This is a genomic window from Paraburkholderia sp. BR14374, assembly GCF_040948685.1.
GTDB lineage: Bacteria > Pseudomonadota > Gammaproteobacteria > Burkholderiales > Burkholderiaceae > Paraburkholderia > Paraburkholderia youngii.
Map to the genome: position 1 here is coordinate 594,831 of NZ_JBFPKF010000001.1, position 21,402 is coordinate 616,232.

Below are 21,402 nucleotides of genomic sequence, written 5' to 3' on the forward strand. Positions count from 1 at the left end.
TCGGCCGCCCGGTCCGCCAGGATGTGCATCGATCCGCGTCGCCTCCTCGCCGGTCCGCATTCCAGTCCCAGGCGGGTTTGCTGTGGCTACAATACGAGGCATGAATGCCTCCAAGACTCCCGCCTCTCCGCCCGCTGCGGCAAGCGCGGCCGCGGCCTCGTCGTCGGCTTCGGCCGACTGGCGCATCGATCGCGAGCGCGCGGTCAAACTGTTCGGCGCGCATGCGCATGACTGGCCGATCGAAATCGTCGAAGAAACCGGTTCGACCAACGCCGATCTGATGGCCCACATGAAAGCACTGCCGCGACACGCGAACGCGCTGCCGCGGCCGATCGTGCGCGTCGCGTATCTGCAGACCGCCGGGCGTGGCCGTCGTGGCCGGCCGTGGTACGCGGAGCCAGGCAACGCGCTGCTGTTTTCAGTCGCGTGCGTGTTGCCGCGCCCGCTCGAGGGGCTCGCGGGCTTGAGCCTCGCGGTGGGCGTCGCGCTCGTCGACGGGCTGCGCTCGCTGCCGGTCGCGGGTCCCGGACAGATCGCGCTGAAGTGGCCGAACGACGTGCTGCTCGAAGGCGACAAGCTCGCCGGCATCCTGATCGAAACCGCGTGGAGCACCGACGACGCGAGCGCGGTCGTGATCGGCATCGGCACCAACGTGAAGGGCGCCGACGAACTCGCGGCGAAGGTCGGCGCGCTGAACGCCGAGGTATCGCCGCAGGCGCGCGGCACCGTGCCGACCGCGTTGCAGCGCGCGCTGCCGAACGCGAATCTGACCGATACGCTGGCCGCCGAATTGAACGCGCTCGAACCGATGCTGCAGCGCTTCGGCACTGAAGGCTTCGCACCGTTCCAGGCTCGCTGGAACGGAGTGCATGCATACGCGGGCCGCGATGTGGTGCTGCTCGAGCAGGGTCAAGAACTCGCGCGCGGCGTGGCGGCGGGCGTCGACGAACGCGGCCAGTTGCTGCTCGATACGGCCGAAGGCCGCCGGAGCATCGCGACCGGCGACGTATCGCTGCGCCTCGCCGACGGTGCCGCATGACGCAGCGCGCGCCTTATCTGCTGATCGACGCGGGCAATAGCCGGATCAAGTGGGCGCTGGTGCAGCCGGACGGGACGCAGTTGGCGAGCGGTGCGCTCGCGCATCACGACATTGCCGGGCCACGCGCGCAAACCGGTTGGGCCGACCTGCCAGCGCCCTGCGGCGCGTGGCTCTCCAACGTCGCGGGCACGCAGATCGCGACTCACATCGCCGCGCTCGTCGAAGCGTACTGGCCGCAACTGCCGCTCGCGACGATCCGCGCGAGCGCTCATCAATGCGGCGTGACCAATTGCTATACGACACCGCACTCGCTCGGTAGCGACCGCTGGTGCGGCATGATCGGCGCGCACGCGGCCTTTCCCGGCGAACATCTGCTGCTCGCGACCTTCGGCACCGCGACGACGCTCGAGGCGTTGCGCGCGGACGGCGCGTTTATCGGCGGATTGATCGCGCCGGGCTGGACGCTGATGATGCGCTCGCTCGGTGAGCACACCGCACAACTGCCGACGCTCGACGCCAAGTACGCGCGCGGACTGCTCGGCGGGGCCGCTACAGCCGACGCGGCACGACGCGGTCCGTTTTTCGCAACGGATACGCCGCGCTCGCTGTCGGCGGGCTGCACGCTGGCGCAGGCCGGATTGATCGAGCGGATGTGGCGCGATCTGCAGGATGAATGGCAAGTGCCGGTGCGTCTCGTGGTCAGCGGCGGCGCCGCCGGCGAAGTGGCGAGCGCGCTGAAAGTGCCGCATACTCGCCACGATTCGCTGGTGCTGTCGGGGCTCGCGCTGATCGCCGCCGAGGATACGGCGCGCCAAAGCGGCTGAATGCCTGCCGGGCGGATGCGACCGAGTTGCGCCCTCCGCCCGGCGCTCAACTTCTTTCTGGATTGGAAACACCCACGATGCTTCGCTGGCCGATCGCCATTCTGATTGTTGTCAACGTGCTGGCTTTCGTCGCGCTGCGTGGCGCCTTCGGCCCGATGCCCACCGCCAGCGGACGCGAGCCGAATCATCTGAACCGCCAGATTCATCCGAACTGGCTGAAGGTGCGCCCGGTCAGCGCCGCCGATGCGGCCGATCAGGCAGTGGTCGGCGGACCCGCACCGCAGGCACCGATTTCGACATCGGAGTTGCCGCAGTAATCGGCCGAGCGACGCGGTTGATTAGACGCTCGGCATTGCGCCGCGCGTTCGCGCGGCAACGCGCAGCATCAACCCTGCGTGCGCACCTTCTTCAACAGCGCGGTCGTCGAGCGATCGTGCTCGAACGCGATCGCGAGCGCCTTGCCGCCCCAACCGCGCACGAGCGCCGATTCGGGTAGCGCGTCCATGTCGTAGTCGCCGCCCTTCACGAGCACGTCCGGGCGCAGCGCGGAAATCAGCTCGACCGGCGTTTTCTCGCCGAAGCCCACCACGTAGTCGACGCTTTCCAGCGCCGCGAGCAAGGCCATGCGGTCAGCCTCGTTGTTGATCGGCCGGTCGTCGCCTTTGCCGAGCATCCGCACCGATGCGTCGCTATTCACACCGACGATCAGGCACCCGCCCAACGCCTTCGCGTCGGCCAGATAGGTGACGTGACCGCGATGCAGGATATCGAACACGCCGTTCGTAAACACGACGGGCGCGCGCAGCGAAGGACGCAGCTTCACCAAGGCATCGCGCGTCAGAATCTTGCGTTCAAAGATGGCGGTCATCGCACGGTCACAGAGTTGGGGAGTTGCGAAGTTGCGGGAAGAGGAATGCCGGGTGCCGCCACGATACATGCTGGGCGGCTCGAAGCAAAACGGTCCGGCAAGCTCACGCCTGCCGGACCGCCATTTGAAACGGTGCTGACACCGCCCGAGCCGTTACGCCGGTTGCTGCTGCGCCGGGCTTTGTTCAGCGGCTTGCAGACGCGCGACCACTTCCTTGCGATAACGGTTCAGTTCCTGCGCGGTGGTGAACGTGCGTTCGAACAGCAGCGACAGGTTGTGCAGAATGCGCTCGACGACCTTCTTTTCCCACCCGTCGTCGAAACGGATCTGCTCGTCGAGCCAGCGCTCGAGCCATTCCGGATCCGGCAGACGCGACTGGATCGTGTCGCGCGGGAACAGCGCCTGGTTCACGTGCAGGTTGGTGGGGTGCAGCGGCTTTTCGGTGCGACGCGCCGACGCCATCAGCACGCCGATCTTGGCGAACGCGGCACGCGCGATGTCGCCGGTTTGCGCCATCGCCTTCTTCATGTAGCGCAGATACGCGCCGCCGTGGCGCGCTTCGTCGCGCGAGATGGTTTCGTAGATGTGCTTGATGACCGGCTCGGTGTGCCATTCGGCGGCGCGGCGATACCAGTGATTCAGGCGAATTTCGCCGCAGAAGTGCAGCATCAGCGTTTCGAGCGGCGGCGCGGGATCGAACTCGAAGCGCACCGCGTGCAGTTCCTCTTCGGTCGGGACCAGTTCCGGCTTGAAGCGGCGCAGGTATTCCATCAGCACCAGCGAGTGTTTCTGCTCCTCGAAGAACCAGACGCTCATGAATGCGGAGAAATCGCTGTCGTGATGATTGTCGCGCAGAAACATTTCCGTGGCAGGCAACGCCGACCATTCGGTGATCGCGTTCATCTTGATCGTCGCGGCCTGCTCGTCGGTCAACAGCGATGCATCGAATTTGTCCCAGGGAATGTCCTTCTCCATGTCCCATCGAACGGATTCGAGCGATTTATAAAGTTCCGGATAAAGCATGGTGTTCATAGTCCCACCCCTGTTCTGCACATACTGTGTGTGTCTGTTGCTGCTACGTGTAGCCGTTTTCACCTGTGACGAACGGACATGCCGTTTATCGGCCAAGCATTCAATTTTACGCGTTAACCGGCCGCCCAGAAGCATCGGGCAGCAAAGAAGTCCGGTCTGTTGTATTGGCGCCTGGAGCGTGAATCAGGCGCCGCGGCCAACCGTGGGTGAGGAATACCCTTTGCCTGAGGTCGAGCCAGTCTGGGTCGACAACCGCACCCCGTCCAGCCCTGCACCGGTAGCGCCGGCGGCGAATGACGAGAGAGCGGCGGGATTGGTTGTTTTCGGCGCACGCCCCAAAGCCAGATCAAGCTTACACAATGATAGCACGCGCCTCCGGCGAAACCCGTGACAGAAGCGGTGCGAGCGCGCTATGGCATTGACTTCTCTCAATAAAGTCGGCAATTCGCGCGGCAGGAAATCGCCGGCGTTGGCATACGGCAAAAAGGTAGGCGATGGGTTGTCTCGTCATCGGGCACTGATTCGCGGGGGCGAGAGGTGATGCAAGCGCGGACCTGACCGCCCCTGCTTTTGATTGCTTGCGCAGTCGCACGGGGTGCGAGCGTGTCGCCCGCACCGCCCGCTCACGTCGACTTTTTCTGCGTTGCTGCGCTCGTGCCCTCGCCGGATGCGCGTTTGGCCGATGTCGCGGCGCGCTTCGCGGCCGGCCGTTTGGCGGCGGGCTTCGCGCTTTGCGCACCGGTGCCCGACGGATCGCCGCCCGACGGATCGCCGCCCGACGGATCGCCGCCCGACGGATCGCCGCCCGACGGATCGCCGCCCGACGGATCGTCGCCCGACGCATCCGCAGCTTTCGACGACTCCGCCTTGCCCTGCGTGCCCCCGCCCGCCGCCGCGACCGCGACGGACGGCTGCGTCATCGCGAACTGCGCGATCTGATTGAACTGCGATTGCAGCAGATTCCACCACGCGGATGCATCGAAACCGGGTGCCGCGGGCGCTCCCTCCTCGTCTCTGTCGGCTGGAGGGGCGCTTTCGGGCGCGGGTTCAGCGGGCTTCGTCCAGCTCGGCGCCGGCGCGGGGCTTGGCGCGTCAGTCGCGGCCGCACCCGTTGCGGCAGCCGCCGCCTGCGACATCGAGGTCTGTGCGAACGCGCCGAACGCGCGCAGCGTCGCGAGCGTCGCGCGCTGCACTTCGAGCGCCTGGATCGCCGACTGCAGCATGCTCAGATTCAGCTTCAGCCATTGCTCGACCGCGCGCATGTCGGTGATGCGCTTGTCGAGCTCCTCGACGCTCGTGAGCGGCGCCATCATGTCGGACATCATCGACAGCGACGGACTCGTGCCGCCACCGGGCTGCGCGCCCGTCATGGCGGCGCCGAACGGCGACAGCCGAATCATGCTCCACATCCGATCGAGCATTTCAGCGGGCGGAAAACCGGGAAAGCCGGGAAAGGGCGGCGCGGAGCCAGTGGTGTCGGTCATGGTTGTCGCCTCGGTACTGGATGACAGGTAGAGCGCGCGATGCCGCGCGCGTTGATTCGATCATACCGTTTGAGGTATGACATCACGATGGTTCGCCGTGACGCGGATGGCCTGCGCCAAAATCGGGTGCGCGCCGCTCGCGCAACGAGCTCAAGCCCTCGCGCACATCGGGCCCCGCGAAGCCCATGAACTCCAGCGCGAGCGACGTATCGAACGCCGGCCCCGCCGTGCGCAGCCAGTTGTTCAGCGCGTACTTGGTCCAGCGGATGGCGGTCTGCGACCCGTCGGCGAGCTTGCGCGCGACTTCGAACGCCTTCGGCAGCAGCGCGCTTTCGTCGACCGCGAGCGACACGAGCCCGATGCGCTCCGCCTCTTCGCCGCTCACCGGCTCGCACAGCAGCAGGTAGTACTTCGCCTTCGCCATGCCGCACAGGAGCGGCCAGACGATCGCCGCATGGTCGCCCGCGGCGACGCCGAGACGCGTATGTCCGTCGATGATGCGCGCCGTCTTCGCCGCGATCGAGATATCGGCGAGCAGCCCCGCAACGAGCCCCGCGCCGACCGCGGGCCCGTGCATAGCCGACACGATCGGCTTGCCGCAGTTGATCACGTTGTAGACGAGGTCGCGCGCTTCGCGCCACACCCGCGTGCGCACCTCGAAATCGTTCGCCATGTCCTCGACGAGCTGCAGATCGCCGCCGGCCGAAAAGCCCTTGCCCTCGCCGCGAATGATCGCGACGCGCGTGTCGGGATCGCGATCGATGTCGCGCCAGATTTCCGCGAGCTCGTAATGCATGCGTGCGTCCGCGGTCGCGAGGCCGCTTTTATTCGCGCCCTCGCCGCTCATCACGACTTCGAGCACGCCGTGCGGATGACGCTGCAAACGCAGCGACTGGTAGTGCGCGTAGTACGCGTCGTTCGGTTGCGATGACTGAGTCATGGTGAGCAGTCCGTAGGTGATTCGTTCAGTCGCGCGCGGAACGTCGCGACCCGTTCAATGCGGCTGATAAAGCCACTTGCCATTGGTGATTTCGACCATCACGCGCGCGCGCTGATCGAGCCCGAGATGATCGGCCGCGCTCATGTTGACCACGCCGTTGGTATCCGCGAGACCGCGGGTTCCTTCGAGCGCATCGCGCAGCGCGCGGCGAAACGCCGGCGTGCCTGGCGCGCCGCTCTTCAACGCAAGCGGAATCGCGTGCTCGAGCAACGCGTCCGCGTCCGAGGTGTACGAACCGAACGCCGACACGCTGCCCGCGCCGTGCTGCGCCTCGAAGCGCGCGATGTATTCGAGCGCGAGGCGCCTGGCCGGATGATCGGCCGGCAATTGCGCGGCGACCAGCACCGGGCTCGCGGGCAGGTAAGTGCCGTTGCAATCGGCTCCGCACACGCGCAGGAAGTCGTTATTGCCGACGCCGTGGTTGTGATAGATGACGCCTTTGTAGCCGCGCTCGCGCAGCGTTTTCGGCGGCAGCGCGGCAGGTGTGCCGGCCGCGCCGACCACCACCGCGTCGGGGTGGGTCGCGAGAATCTTCAGCACCTGGCCGGTCACGCTCGGATCGGTGCGATTGAAGCGCTCGCTCGCGACCACGTCGATGTGATGCAGCTGCGCGAACTTCGCGACCTCGGCGTAGAAGGTCTCGCCGAGCGCGTCGGCCTGGCCGATGAACGCGATCGTCTTCACGCCGTGTCCGCTCGCATGCTCGGCGATCGCCGAGGCCATCATCGCGTCGGTCTGCGGCGTCTTGAAGACCCAGCGACGTTTCGCATCGACCGGTTCGATGATTTTCGCGGACGACGCGAGCGAGATCATCGGCGTTTCGCCCTCGGCGACCACGTCGATCATCGCGAGCGAATTCGGCGTGATCGATGAGCCGATGATCGCGTCGACGTGATTCTCGCTGATCAGCTTCTTGGTGTCCTGCACGGCCTGGGTCGTGTCAGATGCATCGTCGAGCACGATGTACTCGACGTTTTGCCCGCCAATCTGTTTCGGCAGCAGCGCGACCGTGTCGCGCGCGGGAATGCCGAGCGATGCGGCCGGTCCGGTCAGCGACAACACGAGACCGATCTTCACCTGCGCGAACGATGTCAGCGGCAACGCGCAGACGAGCGCGGCGCACAGCGTCGCGGCGCGCCGCGCGAAGCGCCGGCCGCGTTGATACGAGCCGCGCGCGCTCGTGCGCGCTTGAACGACTGACGCATCAGCGCGTCGATATCCAGCTGCGGGGAAGTTCAATCGCGGCATGCTGTCTCCTCACGTCGGGATTTTCGTTGTGGTGTATTGCCGATGTGCTACCGATGCGTTGCTGCACGCTTTATGACATTCGCACCGTCCCAGCCGGCGCGCCAGTCAGTGTAGCCGCGCGCGCGGGCGGTGGCATCGGGCGAAACCCTTTCGCATGTATCGCCGCGTCAACGCATCGCCGCGTGAGCGCCGCGCTTCATTCGAGCGGCGCGATGCTCTGCTCGATCGCACCGAAAATCGACTTGCCCGCGTCGTCGTACATTTCGATCTTCACGGTGTCGCCGTACTTCATGAACTCCGTTTGCGGCGCGCCGTGCTCGATCGTTTCGAGGCAGCGCTTCTCCGCGATACAGCAGTAGCCGCGCTTCGCGTCCTTGTTCGACACCGTGCCCGAACCGACGATCGAACCAGCCCGGAGATTGCGCGTTTTCGCCGCATGGGCGATCAGCTGACCGAAGTGAAACACCATATCGGTGCCCGCGTCGGGCTGGCCGACTTTCCTGCCGTTCCAGTGGACGATCATCGGCCGATGCACGCGGCCTTCGCGCCAGTGTTCGCCGAGCTCGTCGGGCGTCACCGCGACCGGCGCGAACGACGTGGCCGGCTTGCTCTGGAAAAAGCCGAAGCCCTTCGCGAGCTCGGCGGGGATCAGGTGGCGCAATGACACGTCGTTGACGAGCGTCACCAGCCGCACGCCGCGCAATCCCTGCTCGGGCGTCGCGCCCATCGGCACGTCACCGATGATGACCGCGACTTCGGCCTCGAAGTCGATGCCGTACTGTTCCGATGCGCACACGATGTCGTCGCGCGGGCCGATGAAGTCGTCGCTGCCGCCCTGGTACATCAGCGGGTCGGTCCAGAATTCGGGCGGCATTTCCGCGCCGCGCGCACGCCGCACGAGTTCGACATGGTTCACGTACGATGAACCGTCGGCCCACTGGAACGCGCGCGGCAACGGCGCCATGCACTCTTTGGCGTCGAACGAAAAGCTGTTGCGCGCGCGGCCCTGGTTCAGCGCATCGTAGAGGTCGTGCAGTTGCGGCGCGTAGAAGGCCCAGTCGTCGAGCACGCGCTGCAGCGTGGGCGCGATTGCGTCGGCGATGGCCGCCGTGTGCAGGTCGCGGGACACGACGATCAGTTGACCGTCGCGCGTGCCGTCCTTCAGCGAGGCAAGTTTCATAGAGCTGTGAACCGTGTATTAGTGACGATGGAAGGAATCTATTCTACGATGGTGAATCGGCGCGGCCCAAGATGTGCGTGTTCTTCGTCGCTGTCACTGTCACCACCGCCGTTACGCGCCTTTTACGATTACCGAACGCGCTGCCCGCGCCTTTTGCACATGTCCGCCAACGCCCGCTCCGGCACGATCCGCACCCGCACCGACCCCGCGTCCGCCGACGAACTGCCCGACGCCGCCGATGCCACCGACGCAACCGGTGTCGATGACGAAGCTGGTGAACCCGGCGAAGAAAAACTGCGCTCAGGCATCCAGTCGATCGAGGTCGGGTTCAGGCTGCTCGACGTGCTGACCCACGAGCCGCGCGCAATGATGCTGCGCGATCTCGCGCACCGTGCGGGCATGAGTCCGGCGAAGGCGCATCGCTATCTGGTCAGCTTTCTGCGTCTCGGCGTGGTCGCGCAAGACCCGCTGTCCGGCCGCTACGAACTCGGCGGCTTCGCTTTGCAGCTGGGGCTCGCGCGGCTTGCGCGGGTCGACGGTGTGAAGCTCGCGCGCATCGCGCTCGCCGAGTTGCGCGACCGGCTCGATCTGACGGTCGGCATCGCCGTGTGGGGCAATCAGGGGCCGACGATGGTGCACTGGATGGAGTCGAGCTATCCGGCCAAGGCATCGTTGAAACTCGGCGACGTGATGCCCTTGCTGAGTTCCGCGACCGGTCTGCTCTTCGCTGCCTACCTGCCATCCGGCAAGACCGACGCGATGATCGAGCGCGAGCTGGCCGACTCGCGGCGTTCGTCGCATAGCGGCGCGCCGCGCACCCGCGAAGACGTCGACAAGGTGCTCGCCGAGGTGCGCGAGCACGAGGCCGCGCGAGTCGAAGGTATGCTGCTGCCGACGATCCACGCGTTTTCGATGCCGGTGTTCGATTCGACCGGCGAACTCGCACTCGCTCTCGTCGCGCTCGGCCATGAAGGCGGGTTCGATATCCGCTGGGGTGGCGAGATCGATACCGCGCTGCGCGAATGCGCGCGCAAGCTGTCGTACGAACTCGGCTATAGCGCGACACCGCGTAGCGACAACGGTTGATACGCGCCAGTCCTTTCAAGCTCTCACCAATTCAAGCGCCGATGGATTTTGCTTCCGCCAACCGCCGTGGTAATCGCCTTCCCGCTTTGGGCAGCGGGCCAGGACGCGGGGCGCGCGCGGGACGCTGGATCGCGGTGCTCGTGGTCGTGGCGGTCTTGCACTGGATCGCGGCGCAATGGTTCGAGCGCAATCGCGTGGATCTGAATCCGGCGAATCACGAGCATGTGCCGGTGCAGGTCGCGCTGCTGACGCCCGAGAGGGTCGAGCGTCAACCGGCGCCAAAGCCGGCCGCGCCGGCACCGCACCCACCCGCGCCCACACGCAAGCCCGCGGCGCGTCCGCCGCGCGAGCAGCATGTGTTGAGCGCATTGCAGCCGGCCAAGCCGAACGAGCCGGCGGCTACGCCGGCATCCGAGGTCGCGGCAAGCGCGCCGCCCGCCGCCGCGAGCGCGAATGCGCCGGTCAATGCCAATGCCAGCGGCGCCGCCGCGAGTGCCGCTGGCGCGGCCAGCGCGCCGCAGGCGTCGCAGGGCGTGAAGTTTTCGGTGCCGCCATCGGCCGAACTCGACTACGACACGTTCTACAACGGCGTGCGCAACGCGCCCGGCACGATCCATTGGGCGAGCAATGGGCTAGGCTACGAAATGGTCGTATCGGTGCCGCTGCCGTTCGTCGGTCCGTTCGTGTTTTCGAGCCACGGAGGGATCGACGCGTTTGGCCTCGCGCCGGCGCAGTACAGCGAAAAGCGTGGCCGTCGCGCGGAAGACATCGCGATCTTCAATCGCAGCGACAGGAAAATTGGCTTCACGCGCACGCCCGCCTCGCTGCCGTTGCCCGACGGCGCGCAGGACCGCTTCAGCGTCGTGATGCAGCTCGCAAGCCTCGTGCGCGGCGAACCGGACGCCTATAAGCCCGGCGTGACGCGACAGTTTTTCGTCGTCGATTCCGATAGCGGCGAGAACTGGCCGATCGAGACGATTGGCGACGAAACGATCCGCGCGGCGCAGGGCTACCTGCAGACGCGTCATTTCAAACGTCTGCCGCGGCACGATGGCGACCAGCGCCGCATCGACGTGTGGCTCGCGCCGTCGCTCGGCTGGCTGCCCGCGCGCATTCTGCAGACGGAGCCGAACGGTACCCAGTTCGAGCTGGTGTGGCGCGGCAAGCTAAATGTCGATGGGGCCTCGGCGGTGGATGCCTCGCCCTCCGCTCCCTCAGCCCCCTCCACCACGAGCCCTGCGCCAGCGCCGGCCGACGCATCGGCAGTAACGCCCGAGCCCGCCCCCGCCGCAGCGGTCGATTCAACCGCTCCAACAATCATCAAACCGTGACACTTGTCGTGACACAGTGTCACCAGCAGAACTGCTCGAGATCGGCGAAACTTACTTTGCAACACTGACTCGCACGTCAATGGAGCCTCCGTTTGCGCGAACGGGGCGACCCACCGCGCTTTTTCACTGCGTTTCCTTCAAAGGAGTCTGCATGCAAGTGAACATCAACGGTATCGAAACACGCTACGTGCTGAGCAACGAAGGCGGCGGCCCGTGGCTCACGTTCATCCATCAGCTGGGCGGCGATCTTTCCATCTGGGATCAGATGGCCGGCTATTTCCGCGACGATTACACAGTGCTGCGCTACGACGTGCGCGGCCACGGCCACAGCGCGGTCGCGCGCGAGCCGTTCACCATGCGCGATCTGGCCGACGATCTCGCCAAACTGCTCGATGCGCTCGGCGCGCCGACGACGCACCTGGTCGGCCTGTCGCTCGGCGGCATGATCGCGCAGCAATTCGCGCTCGACCATCCATCGCGTCTCGACACGCTGACGATCGCCGACAGCACCGGCGGCACTCCGCCCGAAAACCGCGAGTTGTGGAATCAGCGGGCCCACACCGCTCGCAGCGACGGCATGGAGGCGCTGCTGCCGTCGACGATCGCGCGTTGGCTCACGCCCGACTTTCAGGCCGCGCATCCCGAAGCGGTCGAGCCGATCCGTGAGGCATTTGCGCGCACCCCGCCGGAAGGCTTCGCGATGGCCTGCGAGGCGCTGCGCGACTTCGACCTGCGCGGCAAGCACGGCGCGATCCGCTTGCCTACGCTGACGGTGGCCGGACGTCACGATACGGGCACGCCCCCTGCTGCTACGCAGGCAATAGCGGAGGCGATCGAGGGCGCCCGCTTCGAGTTGCTGGATGCCGCGCATCTCACGCCCGTCGAGCAATCTCACCGTTTTGCCGCGTTGCTTGAATCGTTTCTGGAGCGGCGAGTCTAACCGTCAGGTCCGGAGTTTTTTTACTTGCGTCGTCCGGACCCACCCCTTGAATTCCATCCCCCATGCTCCACCTATGTTGCAGAAAAGGGCAGGAGCCCAACGGAAATAAGGAGTGTCGCCATGCAAATGATCTATAACAGCCCTAACTACTGTGTCGTCGAGTTTCCTCCGCAGGAAGGTCAGCTGGCCATGAAGTCGGGCGGCTACGAGATTGTTGACAAGAACATGCAGCGCGAAATCTACATCGACGGTGCAATGGCGGCGCGTTTTCGCGAGCATGTGCAAAAGCTGATCGAAGGCGAGCCGACGCTCGACGAGGTCGACGAATTCCTCGGTCAATTCGACAGCTTGATGCACCAACCCGTTGTTCTGCATTGAGCGGAGGGGTTTAGCTGGCGCTCAGGCGACATCGATCGACCGTACCGCGCGGCTTGTCCGGCGGGTTCCATTTTGCGGTCGGCGGCAACGAAACGGCCCGGCAGGCTTTGGCTTGCCGGGCTATTTTTTATTGCTTCACCTGTTAGCTCGTTCTGAATTGCTGACGCGGCGCATTCGTATCGGTCGATTTTGCCGGTCGCGCCTCAAACCCGCCTCCCGCCCGCCGGGCGCATCCGCGCCGCAGCGGCTACAATGACAGGCTTTCCGCCAATGCCGGCGCAAGCCCTCGTCCGCCATGACCCAGCCTGCTCAACCCATCACGCCAGTCCGTTCCGAGCCCGCCTATACTCGCGGCGCAGCGCTGCCCGCGCTGCTGAACTCGCGCATCCTGATCCTGGACGGCGCGATGGGCACGATGATCCAGCGCTACAAGCTCGACGAAGCCAGCTATCGCGGCGAGCGCTTCAAGGACTACGCGCGCGACATCAAGGGCAACAACGAACTGCTGTCGATCACCCAGCCGCAGATCATCTCCGAGATTCACGAGCAATATCTGGCGGCGGGCGCGGACATCATCGAGACCAACACGTTCGGTGCGACCACGGTCGCACAGGCCGACTACGGCATGGAGTCGCTCGCCGTCGAGATGAACCTCGAATCGGCGAAGCTCGCGCGCGCCGCGTGCGATAAGTACGCGACGGCGGACAAGCCGCGCTTCGTCGCCGGCGCAATCGGCCCGACGCCGAAAACCGCCAGCATCTCGCCGGACGTCAACGATCCGGGCGCCCGCAATGTGACCTTCGACGAACTGCGCACCGCGTACTACGAGCAGGCGAAAGCCCTGCTCGACGGCGGCGCGGACCTGTTCCTCGTCGAAACGATCTTCGACACGCTGAACGCGAAAGCCGCGCTGTTCGCGCTCGACGAACTGTTCGAAAACACCGGCGAGCGTCTGCCGATCATGATCTCGGGCACGGTCACCGATGCCTCGGGCCGCATTCTGTCCGGCCAGACCGTCGAGGCCTTCTGGAACTCGCTGCGTCACGCGAAGCCGCTCACGTTCGGCCTGAACTGCGCGCTCGGCGCGGCGCTGATGCGCCCTTATATCGCCGAGCTCGCCAAGCTGTGCGACACCTACGTGTCGTGCTATCCGAACGCCGGTCTGCCGAATCCGATGAGCGACACCGGCTTCGACGAGTTGCCCGCGGATACCTCGGGCCTGCTGAAGGAATTCGCCGAAGCGGGACTCGTGAACATCGCGGGCGGCTGCTGCGGCACGACGCCCGAGCACATCGCGGCGATCGCGAAGGCGCTCGCCGAGCTGAAGCCGCGCAAGTGGCCGAGCCAGTATCGCGACGCGGCTTGAGCCGGCCTCGCGCACTTCACCCCGACGCCCGGCACGCCCAGAACGCCCCTTAACGCACGCACCCGACTCGCATATACGCCATGACCGATCACACCATGCGCCTTAGCGGCCTCGAGCCGTTCAACGTCACGTCCGGGACGCTCTTCATCAACGTTGGCGAACGCACCAACGTGACCGGCTCGAAAGCGTTCGCGCGAATGATCCTGAACAATCAGTTCGACGAGGCGTTGGCCGTCGCGCGCCAGCAGGTCGAGAACGGCGCGCAGGTCATCGACATCAACATGGACGAGGCGATGCTCGATTCGAAAGCGGCGATGGTGCGCTTCATGAATCTGATCGCGTCGGAGCCGGACATCGCGCGCGTGCCGATCATGATCGACTCGTCGAAGTGGGACGTGATCGAGGCGGGCCTTAAATGCGTGCAGGGCAAGGCGATCGTCAACTCGATCTCGCTGAAGGAAGGCAAGGAGCAGTTCGTTCACCACGCGAAGCTGATTCGCCGCTACGGCGCGGCCAGCGTCGTAATGGCCTTCGACGAACAGGGCCAGGCCGATACGTTCGCGCGCAAGAAGGAAATCTGCCGGCGCTCGTACGAGATACTCGTCAACGAAGTCGGCTTCCCGCCCGAAGACATCATCTTCGATCCGAACATCTTCGCGATCGCGACCGGCATCGAGGAGCACAACAACTACGCGGTCGACTTCATCGAGGCGACGCGTTGGATCAAGCAGAACCTGCCGTACGCGAAGGTGAGCGGCGGCGTGTCGAACGTGTCGTTCTCGTTTCGCGGCAACGACCCGGTGCGCGAGGCGATTCACACCGTGTTCCTCTATCACGCGATCCAGGCGGGGATGGACATGGGCATCGTCAACGCGGGTCAGCTCGGGGTCTATGCCGAACTCGATCCCGAACTGCGCGAGCGCGTCGAAGACGTCGTGCTGAATCGACGTGAAGACGGTACCGACCGTCTGCTCGAAATCGCCGACAAGTTCAAGAGCGGCGCCGCGAAGAAGGAAGAGAACCTCGAGTGGCGCAACCAGCCGGTCGAAAAGCGTCTCGCGCACGCGCTCGTGAGCGGCATCACGACCTTCATCGTCGAAGACACCGAGGAAGTGCGCGCTAAGATCGCCGCCGAGGGCGGCCGTCCGATCAATGTGATCGAAGGCCCGCTGATGGACGGCATGAACATCGTCGGCGACCTGTTCGGTCAGGGCAAGATGTTCCTGCCGCAGGTCGTGAAGTCGGCGCGCGTGATGAAGCAGGCGGTCGCGCATCTGATCCCCTTCATCGAGGAAGAAAAGCGCCAGCTCGCGGCGGCCGGCGGCGATGTGCGCGCGAAGGGCAAGATCATCATCGCGACCGTCAAGGGCGACGTGCACGACATCGGCAAGAACATCGTGTCGGTCGTGCTCCAGTGCAACAACTTCGAAGTGGTCAACATGGGCGTGATGGTCCCGTGCAATGAGATCCTCGCGAAGGCGAAGGTCGAGGGCGCGGACATCGTCGGGCTGTCGGGCCTGATTACGCCGAGTCTCGAAGAGATGGCCTACGTCGCGTCGGAAATGCAGCGCGACGACTACTTCCGCGTGAAGAAGATTCCGCTGCTGATCGGCGGCGCGACCACCTCGCGCGTGCACACCGCGGTGAAGATCGCGCCGCAGTACGAGGGTCCGGTGGTCTACGTGCCGGACGCATCGCGCTCGGTGTCGGTCGCCTCGAGCCTGCTGTCCGACGAGGGCGCCGCGAAGTACATCGACGAACTGAACGCCGATTACAACCGCATCCGCGATCAGCACGCGAACAAAAAGGCGCAGCCGATGGTCACGCTCGCCGAAGCGCGCGCCAACAAGACGAAGATCGACTGGGCGGCCTATCAGCCGGTCAAGCCGAAGTTCATCGGCCGGCGCGTGTTCAAGAACTTCGATCTGAACGAGCTCGCGAACTATATCGACTGGGGTCCGTTCTTCCAGACGTGGGATCTCGCCGGCCCGTATCCGGCGATCCTCAACGATGAGATCGTCGGCGAATCGGCGCGACGCGTGTTCTCCGACGGCAAGTCGATGCTCGCGCGTCTGATTCAGGGCCGCTGGCTGCAGGCCAACGGCGTGATCACGCTGTTGCCGGCCAACACGGTGAACGACGACGACATCGAAATCTACACGGACGAATCGCGCACCGAAGTCGCGCTCACCTGGCGCAATCTGCGTCAACAGAGTGTGCGGCCTGTGGTCGACGGGCTGATGCGACCGAACCGGTCGCTCGCCGACTTCATCGCGCCGAAGGACTCGGGCGTCGCCGACTACATCGGCATGTTCGCGGTGACGGCGGGTCTTGGCGTCGACGTGAAGGAGAAGCAGTTCGAGAAGGATCTCGATGACTACAGCGCAATCATGCTGAAGGCGCTCGCGGACCGGCTCGCCGAAGCGTTCGCCGAAGCGATGCACGCGCGTGTGCGGCGCGACCTGTGGGGCTACGCGAGCAGCGAAAACCTCTCAAACGACGAGCTGATCGCCGAAAAATACCGCGGCATCCGCCCCGCGCCGGGCTACCCGGCCTGCCCCGATCACCTCGTCAAGCGAGACATGTTCGAGGTGCTGCAGGCGAATGAAATCGGCATGAGCGTGACCGAATCGCTGGCGATGCTGCCGGCCGCGAGCGTGTCGGGCTTCTACCTCGCGCATCCGGACAGCACCTATTTCTCGGTCGGCAAGATCGGCGCGGATCAGCTCGACGACTACGCGCAGCGGATGTCGCTCTCGAAAGCGGACGCCGAGCGCGCGTTGGCGCCGTTGCTTTGAGCGTGAAGCGATGCGTGGCCCGGCCGTGCGGCCCGGGCCACGCATGCGCGACTATATCGAGTCCGAAAGCCTGAATATTTGGCGCCACGGCAATTTCGGCTTTGTAGACTGAGTCGGCTTTCATCCCCCGTCAGGCGCGAGCACGACGCGCCGGCTCACCGAGATTGCAACCGTCAACGGAGAAAATCGTATGAAGAAGCTGACACTGTTATTGACCGCTGTTTCACTGGCCGCGGGTGCCTCCGTGGCGCTCGCGCAGCCCGCCGCGCCGGGCGGATCGAGCTCGGTCAGCTCCTACTCGCCCCCCACCGAGGCGCATGTCAAAAAGGCGAAGAAGCAAAAGATGAAGAAGGGCGCGGCAGCGTCGGCGGCCTCCGAGGGCCAATGAGCGGCACGGCGGATAAAACCTTCTGAATGGCAAAGAGCCCGCGTCGAGCGGGCTCTTTTCTTTGGTGCGCCAAAAGAACGCTTACGAAGACCTTCTGAGTCCGGGCCGCGACGCTCGGGACCCGCCAGAAATCAGATCCCCCAGACGATATCCGCGTTTTCCTTCTGCGCCGCGCGCAGCATATCGAGGAACGGATACGCGCGCTGCGCGAGACCGGGCGGAATCTCGTGACGATCACGGCCGTCCTCGCCCTCGTGGAAATGGCCCTCGTGCTCGGCGCGCTCCTGCTTATCGGACGTGATCGCCGCTTCGAGCTTTTCGATGGCCGGGCCCAGTTCGTCGTGAGTGATGACGCCCCGCTGCCCAAGGCGTTTGCCGACAATGCCGACCAGATACTGCGCCAGATTCTCCAGCATCATCACGTCCGGGCAGGCGTGGCACTTGAAAGTAATCAGCATGACTGTTCCCTTTTTCGTTATGTCGGGTGAGCGCACGAGCGTCCCAAGGGCTGCAGCTGCGCGCGCCTGACGCGGCGCCGGCAAGGCGCGGCGGCCACACCCCTCGCGGGCAGCTCATTGAACATATTAGCACCTGCTAAAATCCGTCTGAACGGAAAAGCGCGCCGCCCAGCGCCACGTACGGCGCGGCTCGACGAGCATCGCGCACGCGGGCAACCGGGGGCGTCGAATCATCGGCCGCAATCCGCATACCGCGCGAGCCTGCGTAACGGCAAGCCGCCGTGCGGACTCCACCGCGTTGCGCGGCTTGCGTTGCGGGTCGCCGCATCGCACGGGGACGCTGTGCCGGCGACGCAGCCATCATGGCCGCAAAGCGCGGCCGCGCTCCACGCTTTCGACACCGGCCGCGGCCGGCGCCTCTTCCGCCTTACCGGACTGCCTCACTGGACTTGCAACAAGCATGCTGCCCGCACATAAACACACACTCGAAACACTGCTCGCCGACACGGTGAAGCAGGTCGCGACCGCCACGCAAGGCGCGACCGAAGCCGCTTTCGTCTCGCCCGCCATCGCGCTGGAGCGCCCGAAAGTCGCCGCGCACGGCGACGTCGCGTGCAACGTCGCGATGCAGCTTGCCAAGCCGCTGCGCGCCAATCCGCGCCAGCTCGCGCAACAGATCGTCGACGCGCTGCTCGTCAATCCGCAGGCCAAAGGCCTGATCGATACTGCCGAAGTGGCGGGCCCCGGCTTCATCAACCTGCGCCTCACGGCCGCCGCCAAGCAAGGCGTGATCGCCGCCGTGCTCGCGGAGAAGGACGCGTACGGCCGCTCGCGGCGCGACGCCGGCAAGCACGTGCTGATCGAGTTCGTGTCGGCCAACCCGACCGGCCCGCTGCACGTCGGCCACGGCCGCCAGGCCGCGCTCGGCGACGCGCTTGCGCACGTGCTCCAGTCGCAAGGCTGGGACGTGCATCGCGAGTTCTACTACAACGACGCCGGCGTGCAGATCCACACGCTCGCGCTGTCGACCCAGGCACGCGCACGCGGCCTCGCCCCCGGCGACGAAGGCTGGCCCGCGTCGGCCTACAACGGCGAGTACATCGCCGACATCGCCAAGGACTATCTGAACGGCATCACGGTCGAGGCGAGCGACGGCGAGCCGGTCACCGGCGCGCGCGACGTCGAGGACCTCGAGGCGATCCGCCGCTTCGCCGTCACGTATCTGCGTCGTGAGCAGGACATGGATTTGCAGGCGTTCGGCGTGAAGTTCGACCAGTACTACCTGGAATCGTCGCTGTACACGGAAGGCCGCGTGGAGAAAACCGTCGACGCGCTGATTGCCGCAGGCAAGACTTACGAGCAGGAAGGGGCGCTGTGGCTGCGCACGACCGACGACGGCGACGACAAGGACCGCGTGATGCGCAAGACCGACGGCACCTACACGTACTTCGTGCCGGACGTCGCCTATCACGTCGCAAAGTGGGAGCGCGGCTTCACGAAGGTCATCAACGTGCAGGGCTCGGATCACCACGGCACGATCGCGCGCGTGCGCGCCGGTCTGCAGGGTCTCGGCATCGGCATTCCGAAGGGCTACCCCGACTACATCCTGCACAAGATGGTCACGGTCATGCGCAACGGCGAAGAGGTGAAGATCTCGAAGCGCGCGGGCAGCTACGTGACGGTGCGCGACCTGATCGAATGGTCGGGTGGCGCGATGCCGGGCTCGGAAGCGGCCGTCGATCTGATCGACGAGGAAACCATCCGCCGCGGCCGCGACGCGGTGCGCTTCTTCCTGATCTCGCGCAAGGCGGACACCGAGTTCGTGTTCGACATCGACCTCGCGCTGAAGCAGAACGACGAGAATCCGGTGCACTACGTGCAGTATGCGCACGCGCGCATCTGCTCCGTGATCGCCGAATGCAACGCGCGCTACGGCCTAGACGAAAGCGCACTGCCGAGCGTCGATCTCGCGCCGCTCGCGAGCGAGCGCTCGATGGCGCTGCTCAACAAGCTCGCCGAATTCCCGGACATGCTGCAGCACGCCGCCGACGAGCTCGCGCCGCACGCGGTCGCGTTCTACTTGCGAGAACTCGCCGGCGAATTTCACTCGTTCTACAATGATCGTGCCGAGCGCGTGCTGGTCGACGATGCGGCCGAACGCAACGCTCGCGTGGCGCTGCTCGCGGCCACGCGCCAGGTGCTGGCCAACGGTCTCGCGACGATCGGCGTCTCCGCTCCCGTCAAGATGTAACTCCTCCAGCGTAATATGCGCGCGGCCGTCGTTATAATCGGCGGCCGTTCCTGGATTCTTTTTGCAGGTGATTCGTACGATGGCAAAACCACGCCGCACAACAAAGCAATCGAAGCAAACCGGGGGCACTTTTCTCGGCATCGTGCTGGGCCTGATCGTCGGCCTGGCGATCGCGGTGGTGGTGGCGCTGTATATCACCCGTGCGCCTACGCCGTTCGTGTCGAAGGTCGCGCCACCGGCGCCGACCGACAACGGCGCGAGCCAGGCGCAATACGATCCGAACCGTCCGCTGCAAGGCAAGACGCCGGGCCAGCCGGTGCCGCAGGCCGCGCAACCCGCGCCACCGAACACCGCGCCGGGCCAGACCAACGCGCAGACCCAGTCGGGCATGCTCGAAGAACCGCAGATCGTCGAAGTCCCGCCGTCGGGCGGCAACGCGAATAACAACGGTACAGCGGTCGCGCCGAACCCCGCGCAGGAAAACGGCACCGGCGGCATTGTCGCGCCCGCGCCGGCCAAGAAGCCGCAGACCTCGAGCGCGCCGGCCGCCACCGCGGCGGGCTCCGCGCCGAAGAGCTCGAGCGCGACCACCCTGGCCAACGTCAAGCCTGGCTCGGCTGCCGCGCCCGCGCCCGCACCCGCACCTGCACCCGGCGACGCGAACACCGGCTACTTCCTGCAGGTCGGCGCGTACAAGACCGCCGCCGATGCCGAGCAGCAGCGCGCGCGCCTCGCGTTCCAGGGCTTCGAATCGAAGGTCACGCAGCGCGATGCCGGCGGCGTCACGTACTACCGCGTGCGCATCGGGCCGTTCTCGAAGTTCGAGGACATGAATTCGAGCCGTCAGCGTCTGTCGGACGCGGGTGTCGATACCGCGGTGATCCGCTTCACCAAACAATAAATAAACGGTAATGCCGGCCCGCGCGGCGCGTCGAACTATCGGCGCGGCGCGCGAGTCACAAGCACGATGGCCGCTTCGACCTGTATTGTGGCGGGCGACCACACCGAATCCCACCAGCGGTGACGGGCTTTTCGCATGGCGTCGCCGCGCCACCGCCTTATCCGGGTCTACACGACATGAAAAAACTGCTGAGCATCCTGTTCCTCTCGCTGGGCCTGATCGCGGCGAGCGCGCATGCATCGCCGAGCGCGCCGGTGGCCGGCAAGGACTACACCGTGCTGGCCACGCCGCAACCTACCGACGTGCCGGCCGGCAAGATCGAAGTCATCGAATTCTTCTGGTACGGTTGCCCGCACTGCAATGAATTCAACCCGTTCCTCGAAGCATGGGTCAAGAAGCAGGCCCCGGACGTCGTGTTCCGCCGCGTGCCGGTCGCCTTCCGCGACGACTTCATCCCGCACTCGAAGATGTTCCACGCGCTCGACGCGCTCGGCCTCGCGAACGAACTGACGCCGAAGGTCTTCAACGAAATCCACGTCAACAAGAACTATCTGCTGACGCCGGAAGACCAGACCAAATTCCTGGCGAAGTTCGGCGTCGATCCGAAGAAGTACATGGAAGCGTACAACTCGTTCTCGACGCAAAGCGCGCTGCAGAAGGACAAGAAACTGCTCGACGGGTTCAAGATCGACGGCGTGCCGACGCTCGCCGTGCAGGGCAAGTATTTGACCGGCCCGGCCGCGACCGGCACCCTGCCGGGCACGATCCAGGTGCTCGATTACCTCGTCTCGCAAGTCCGCGCCAAAAAGATGTAATCACGAGGCGCCGGT

At 65.4% G+C, this 21,402-nt stretch carries 20 protein-coding genes; 13 read left to right on the forward strand and 7 right to left on the reverse strand.

The window, feature by feature from the left end; translation table 11 throughout:
* Positions 1 to 100: 100 nt before the first annotated feature.
* The 3 genes from AB3X86_RS02705 (at position 101) to AB3X86_RS02715 (ending at position 2,180) form a co-directional block, all read left to right on the forward strand.
* A complete protein-coding gene (locus AB3X86_RS02705; RefSeq protein ID WP_368594822.1) occupies positions 101 to 1,039 on the forward strand; it encodes a biotin--[acetyl-CoA-carboxylase] ligase in 939 nt (312 codons plus the stop codon).
* Complete coding sequence (locus AB3X86_RS02710) at positions 1,036 to 1,863, forward strand: type III pantothenate kinase (RefSeq protein ID WP_368594823.1); 828 nt, start codon at positions 1,036 to 1,038, stop codon at positions 1,861 to 1,863. The genes AB3X86_RS02705 and AB3X86_RS02710 overlap by 4 nt, the downstream gene beginning before the upstream one ends.
* A gap of 77 nt (positions 1,864 to 1,940) precedes the next feature.
* On the forward strand, positions 1,941 to 2,180 hold the full coding sequence (locus AB3X86_RS02715; protein WP_176385438.1) for a hypothetical protein: 240 nt from the start codon (positions 1,941 to 1,943) through the stop codon (positions 2,178 to 2,180).
* A 68-nt stretch (positions 2,181 to 2,248) separates the two neighbouring features.
* On the opposite strand, the gene rfaE2 is transcribed toward AB3X86_RS02715, so the two are convergent.
* From rfaE2 to AB3X86_RS02745, 6 genes are all read right to left on the reverse strand, one after another.
* A complete protein-coding gene (gene rfaE2, locus AB3X86_RS02720; RefSeq protein WP_368594824.1) occupies positions 2,249 to 2,731 on the reverse strand; it encodes a D-glycero-beta-D-manno-heptose 1-phosphate adenylyltransferase in 483 nt (160 codons plus the stop codon).
* Positions 2,732 to 2,884: 153 nt separating this feature from the next.
* Complete coding sequence (locus AB3X86_RS02725; protein ID WP_013088232.1) at positions 2,885 to 3,763, reverse strand: ferritin; 879 nt, start codon at positions 3,761 to 3,763, stop codon at positions 2,885 to 2,887.
* A gap of 623 nt (positions 3,764 to 4,386) precedes the next feature.
* Positions 4,387 to 5,247 carry a PhaM family polyhydroxyalkanoate granule multifunctional regulatory protein gene (locus tag AB3X86_RS02730; protein WP_368594825.1) on the reverse strand — a complete coding sequence of 287 codons (861 nt, stop codon included), beginning with the start codon at positions 5,245 to 5,247 and terminating at the stop codon, positions 4,387 to 4,389.
* Between the two features lie 82 nt (positions 5,248 to 5,329).
* Complete coding sequence (locus tag AB3X86_RS02735; protein WP_368594826.1) at positions 5,330 to 6,187, reverse strand: enoyl-CoA hydratase/isomerase family protein; 858 nt, start codon at positions 6,185 to 6,187, stop codon at positions 5,330 to 5,332.
* A gap of 54 nt (positions 6,188 to 6,241) precedes the next feature.
* On the reverse strand, positions 6,242 to 7,495 hold the full coding sequence (locus AB3X86_RS02740; RefSeq protein WP_368594827.1) for an ABC transporter substrate-binding protein: 1,254 nt from the start codon (positions 7,493 to 7,495) through the stop codon (positions 6,242 to 6,244).
* A 196-nt stretch (positions 7,496 to 7,691) separates the two neighbouring features.
* On the reverse strand, positions 7,692 to 8,675 hold the full coding sequence (locus AB3X86_RS02745) for a fumarylacetoacetate hydrolase family protein (protein WP_368594828.1): 984 nt from the start codon (positions 8,673 to 8,675) through the stop codon (positions 7,692 to 7,694).
* A 159-nt stretch (positions 8,676 to 8,834) separates the two neighbouring features.
* On the opposite strand from AB3X86_RS02745, the gene AB3X86_RS02750 reads away from it, so the two are divergent.
* The 7 genes from AB3X86_RS02750 (at position 8,835) to AB3X86_RS02780 (ending at position 16,962) form a co-directional block, all read left to right on the forward strand.
* Entirely contained in the window at positions 8,835 to 9,761 is a 927-nt protein-coding gene (locus tag AB3X86_RS02750) for an IclR family transcriptional regulator (protein WP_368594829.1), read from the forward strand.
* 41 nt (positions 9,762 to 9,802) lie between these two features.
* The gene (locus AB3X86_RS02755; protein ID WP_368594830.1) at positions 9,803 to 11,092 is read left to right on the forward strand and encodes a DUF3108 domain-containing protein; all 1,290 of its coding nucleotides are present in this window, start codon (positions 9,803 to 9,805) and stop codon (positions 11,090 to 11,092) included.
* Between the two features lie 151 nt (positions 11,093 to 11,243).
* Positions 11,244 to 12,032 carry an alpha/beta fold hydrolase gene (locus AB3X86_RS02760; RefSeq protein ID WP_176122258.1) on the forward strand — a complete coding sequence of 263 codons (789 nt, stop codon included), beginning with the start codon at positions 11,244 to 11,246 and terminating at the stop codon, positions 12,030 to 12,032.
* Between the two features lie 120 nt (positions 12,033 to 12,152).
* Positions 12,153 to 12,410: a DUF3567 domain-containing protein gene (locus AB3X86_RS02765; protein ID WP_013088223.1), complete on the forward strand. Its 258-nt coding sequence runs from the start codon at positions 12,153 to 12,155 to the stop codon at positions 12,408 to 12,410.
* Between the two features lie 295 nt (positions 12,411 to 12,705).
* Positions 12,706 to 13,776 (forward strand): homocysteine S-methyltransferase family protein, encoded by a 1,071-nt coding sequence (locus AB3X86_RS02770; protein WP_368594831.1) that lies wholly within the window; start codon positions 12,706 to 12,708, stop codon positions 13,774 to 13,776.
* Positions 13,777 to 13,847: 71 nt separating this feature from the next.
* Positions 13,848 to 16,574 (forward strand): methionine synthase, encoded by a 2,727-nt coding sequence (gene metH / locus AB3X86_RS02775; protein WP_368594998.1) that lies wholly within the window; start codon positions 13,848 to 13,850, stop codon positions 16,572 to 16,574.
* Between the two features lie 190 nt (positions 16,575 to 16,764).
* Positions 16,765 to 16,962 (forward strand): acid-shock protein, encoded by a 198-nt coding sequence (locus tag AB3X86_RS02780; RefSeq protein ID WP_368594832.1) that lies wholly within the window; start codon positions 16,765 to 16,767, stop codon positions 16,960 to 16,962.
* A 131-nt stretch (positions 16,963 to 17,093) separates the two neighbouring features.
* Here AB3X86_RS02780 and AB3X86_RS02785 read toward each other — a convergent pair whose 3' ends face one another.
* Positions 17,094 to 17,420: a DUF1840 domain-containing protein gene (locus AB3X86_RS02785; protein WP_013088219.1), complete on the reverse strand. Its 327-nt coding sequence runs from the start codon at positions 17,418 to 17,420 to the stop codon at positions 17,094 to 17,096.
* Between the two features lie 460 nt (positions 17,421 to 17,880).
* On the opposite strand from AB3X86_RS02785, the gene argS reads away from it, so the two are divergent.
* From argS to AB3X86_RS02800, 3 genes are all read left to right on the forward strand, one after another.
* On the forward strand, positions 17,881 to 19,671 hold the full coding sequence (gene argS / locus AB3X86_RS02790; RefSeq protein ID WP_368594833.1) for an arginine--tRNA ligase: 1,791 nt from the start codon (positions 17,881 to 17,883) through the stop codon (positions 19,669 to 19,671).
* Positions 19,672 to 19,750: 79 nt separating this feature from the next.
* The gene (locus AB3X86_RS02795) at positions 19,751 to 20,572 is read left to right on the forward strand and encodes an SPOR domain-containing protein (RefSeq protein ID WP_368594834.1); all 822 of its coding nucleotides are present in this window, start codon (positions 19,751 to 19,753) and stop codon (positions 20,570 to 20,572) included.
* Between the two features lie 176 nt (positions 20,573 to 20,748).
* Positions 20,749 to 21,387, forward strand: coding sequence for a thiol:disulfide interchange protein DsbA/DsbL (locus AB3X86_RS02800; protein ID WP_176368327.1), 639 nt, complete (start codon positions 20,749 to 20,751; stop codon positions 21,385 to 21,387).
* Positions 21,388 to 21,402: the final 15 nt, after the last annotated feature.

What these genes read in the sequence shown, in the direction of transcription:
- AB3X86_RS02705 (WP_368594822.1), top strand. Translation starts at nt 101, where the DNA reads ATGAATGCCTCCAAGACTCCCGCCTCTCCGCCCGCTGCGGCAAGCGCG.
- AB3X86_RS02710 (WP_368594823.1), top strand. Translation starts at nt 1,036, where the DNA reads ATGACGCAGCGCGCGCCTTATCTGCTGATCGACGCGGGCAATAGCCGG.
- AB3X86_RS02715 (WP_176385438.1), top strand. Translation starts at nt 1,941, where the DNA reads ATGCTTCGCTGGCCGATCGCCATTCTGATTGTTGTCAACGTGCTGGCT.
- rfaE2 (WP_368594824.1), bottom strand. Translation starts at nt 2,731, where the DNA reads ATGACCGCCATCTTTGAACGCAAGATTCTGACGCGCGATGCCTTGGTG.
- AB3X86_RS02725 (WP_013088232.1), bottom strand. Translation starts at nt 3,763, where the DNA reads ATGAACACCATGCTTTATCCGGAACTTTATAAATCGCTCGAATCCGTT.
- AB3X86_RS02730 (WP_368594825.1), bottom strand. Translation starts at nt 5,247, where the DNA reads ATGACCGACACCACTGGCTCCGCGCCGCCCTTTCCCGGCTTTCCCGGT.
- AB3X86_RS02735 (WP_368594826.1), bottom strand. Translation starts at nt 6,187, where the DNA reads ATGACTCAGTCATCGCAACCGAACGACGCGTACTACGCGCACTACCAG.
- AB3X86_RS02740 (WP_368594827.1), bottom strand. Translation starts at nt 7,495, where the DNA reads ATGCCGCGATTGAACTTCCCCGCAGCTGGATATCGACGCGCTGATGCG.
- AB3X86_RS02745 (WP_368594828.1), bottom strand. Translation starts at nt 8,675, where the DNA reads ATGAAACTTGCCTCGCTGAAGGACGGCACGCGCGACGGTCAACTGATC.
- AB3X86_RS02750 (WP_368594829.1), top strand. Translation starts at nt 8,835, where the DNA reads ATGTCCGCCAACGCCCGCTCCGGCACGATCCGCACCCGCACCGACCCC.
- AB3X86_RS02755 (WP_368594830.1), top strand. Translation starts at nt 9,803, where the DNA reads ATGGATTTTGCTTCCGCCAACCGCCGTGGTAATCGCCTTCCCGCTTTG.
- AB3X86_RS02760 (WP_176122258.1), top strand. Translation starts at nt 11,244, where the DNA reads ATGCAAGTGAACATCAACGGTATCGAAACACGCTACGTGCTGAGCAAC.
- AB3X86_RS02765 (WP_013088223.1), top strand. Translation starts at nt 12,153, where the DNA reads ATGCAAATGATCTATAACAGCCCTAACTACTGTGTCGTCGAGTTTCCT.
- AB3X86_RS02770 (WP_368594831.1), top strand. Translation starts at nt 12,706, where the DNA reads ATGACCCAGCCTGCTCAACCCATCACGCCAGTCCGTTCCGAGCCCGCC.
- AB3X86_RS02780 (WP_368594832.1), top strand. Translation starts at nt 16,765, where the DNA reads ATGAAGAAGCTGACACTGTTATTGACCGCTGTTTCACTGGCCGCGGGT.
- AB3X86_RS02785 (WP_013088219.1), bottom strand. Translation starts at nt 17,420, where the DNA reads ATGCTGATTACTTTCAAGTGCCACGCCTGCCCGGACGTGATGATGCTG.
- argS (WP_368594833.1), top strand. Translation starts at nt 17,881, where the DNA reads ATGCTGCCCGCACATAAACACACACTCGAAACACTGCTCGCCGACACG.
- AB3X86_RS02795 (WP_368594834.1), top strand. Translation starts at nt 19,751, where the DNA reads ATGGCAAAACCACGCCGCACAACAAAGCAATCGAAGCAAACCGGGGGC.
- AB3X86_RS02800 (WP_176368327.1), top strand. Translation starts at nt 20,749, where the DNA reads ATGAAAAAACTGCTGAGCATCCTGTTCCTCTCGCTGGGCCTGATCGCG.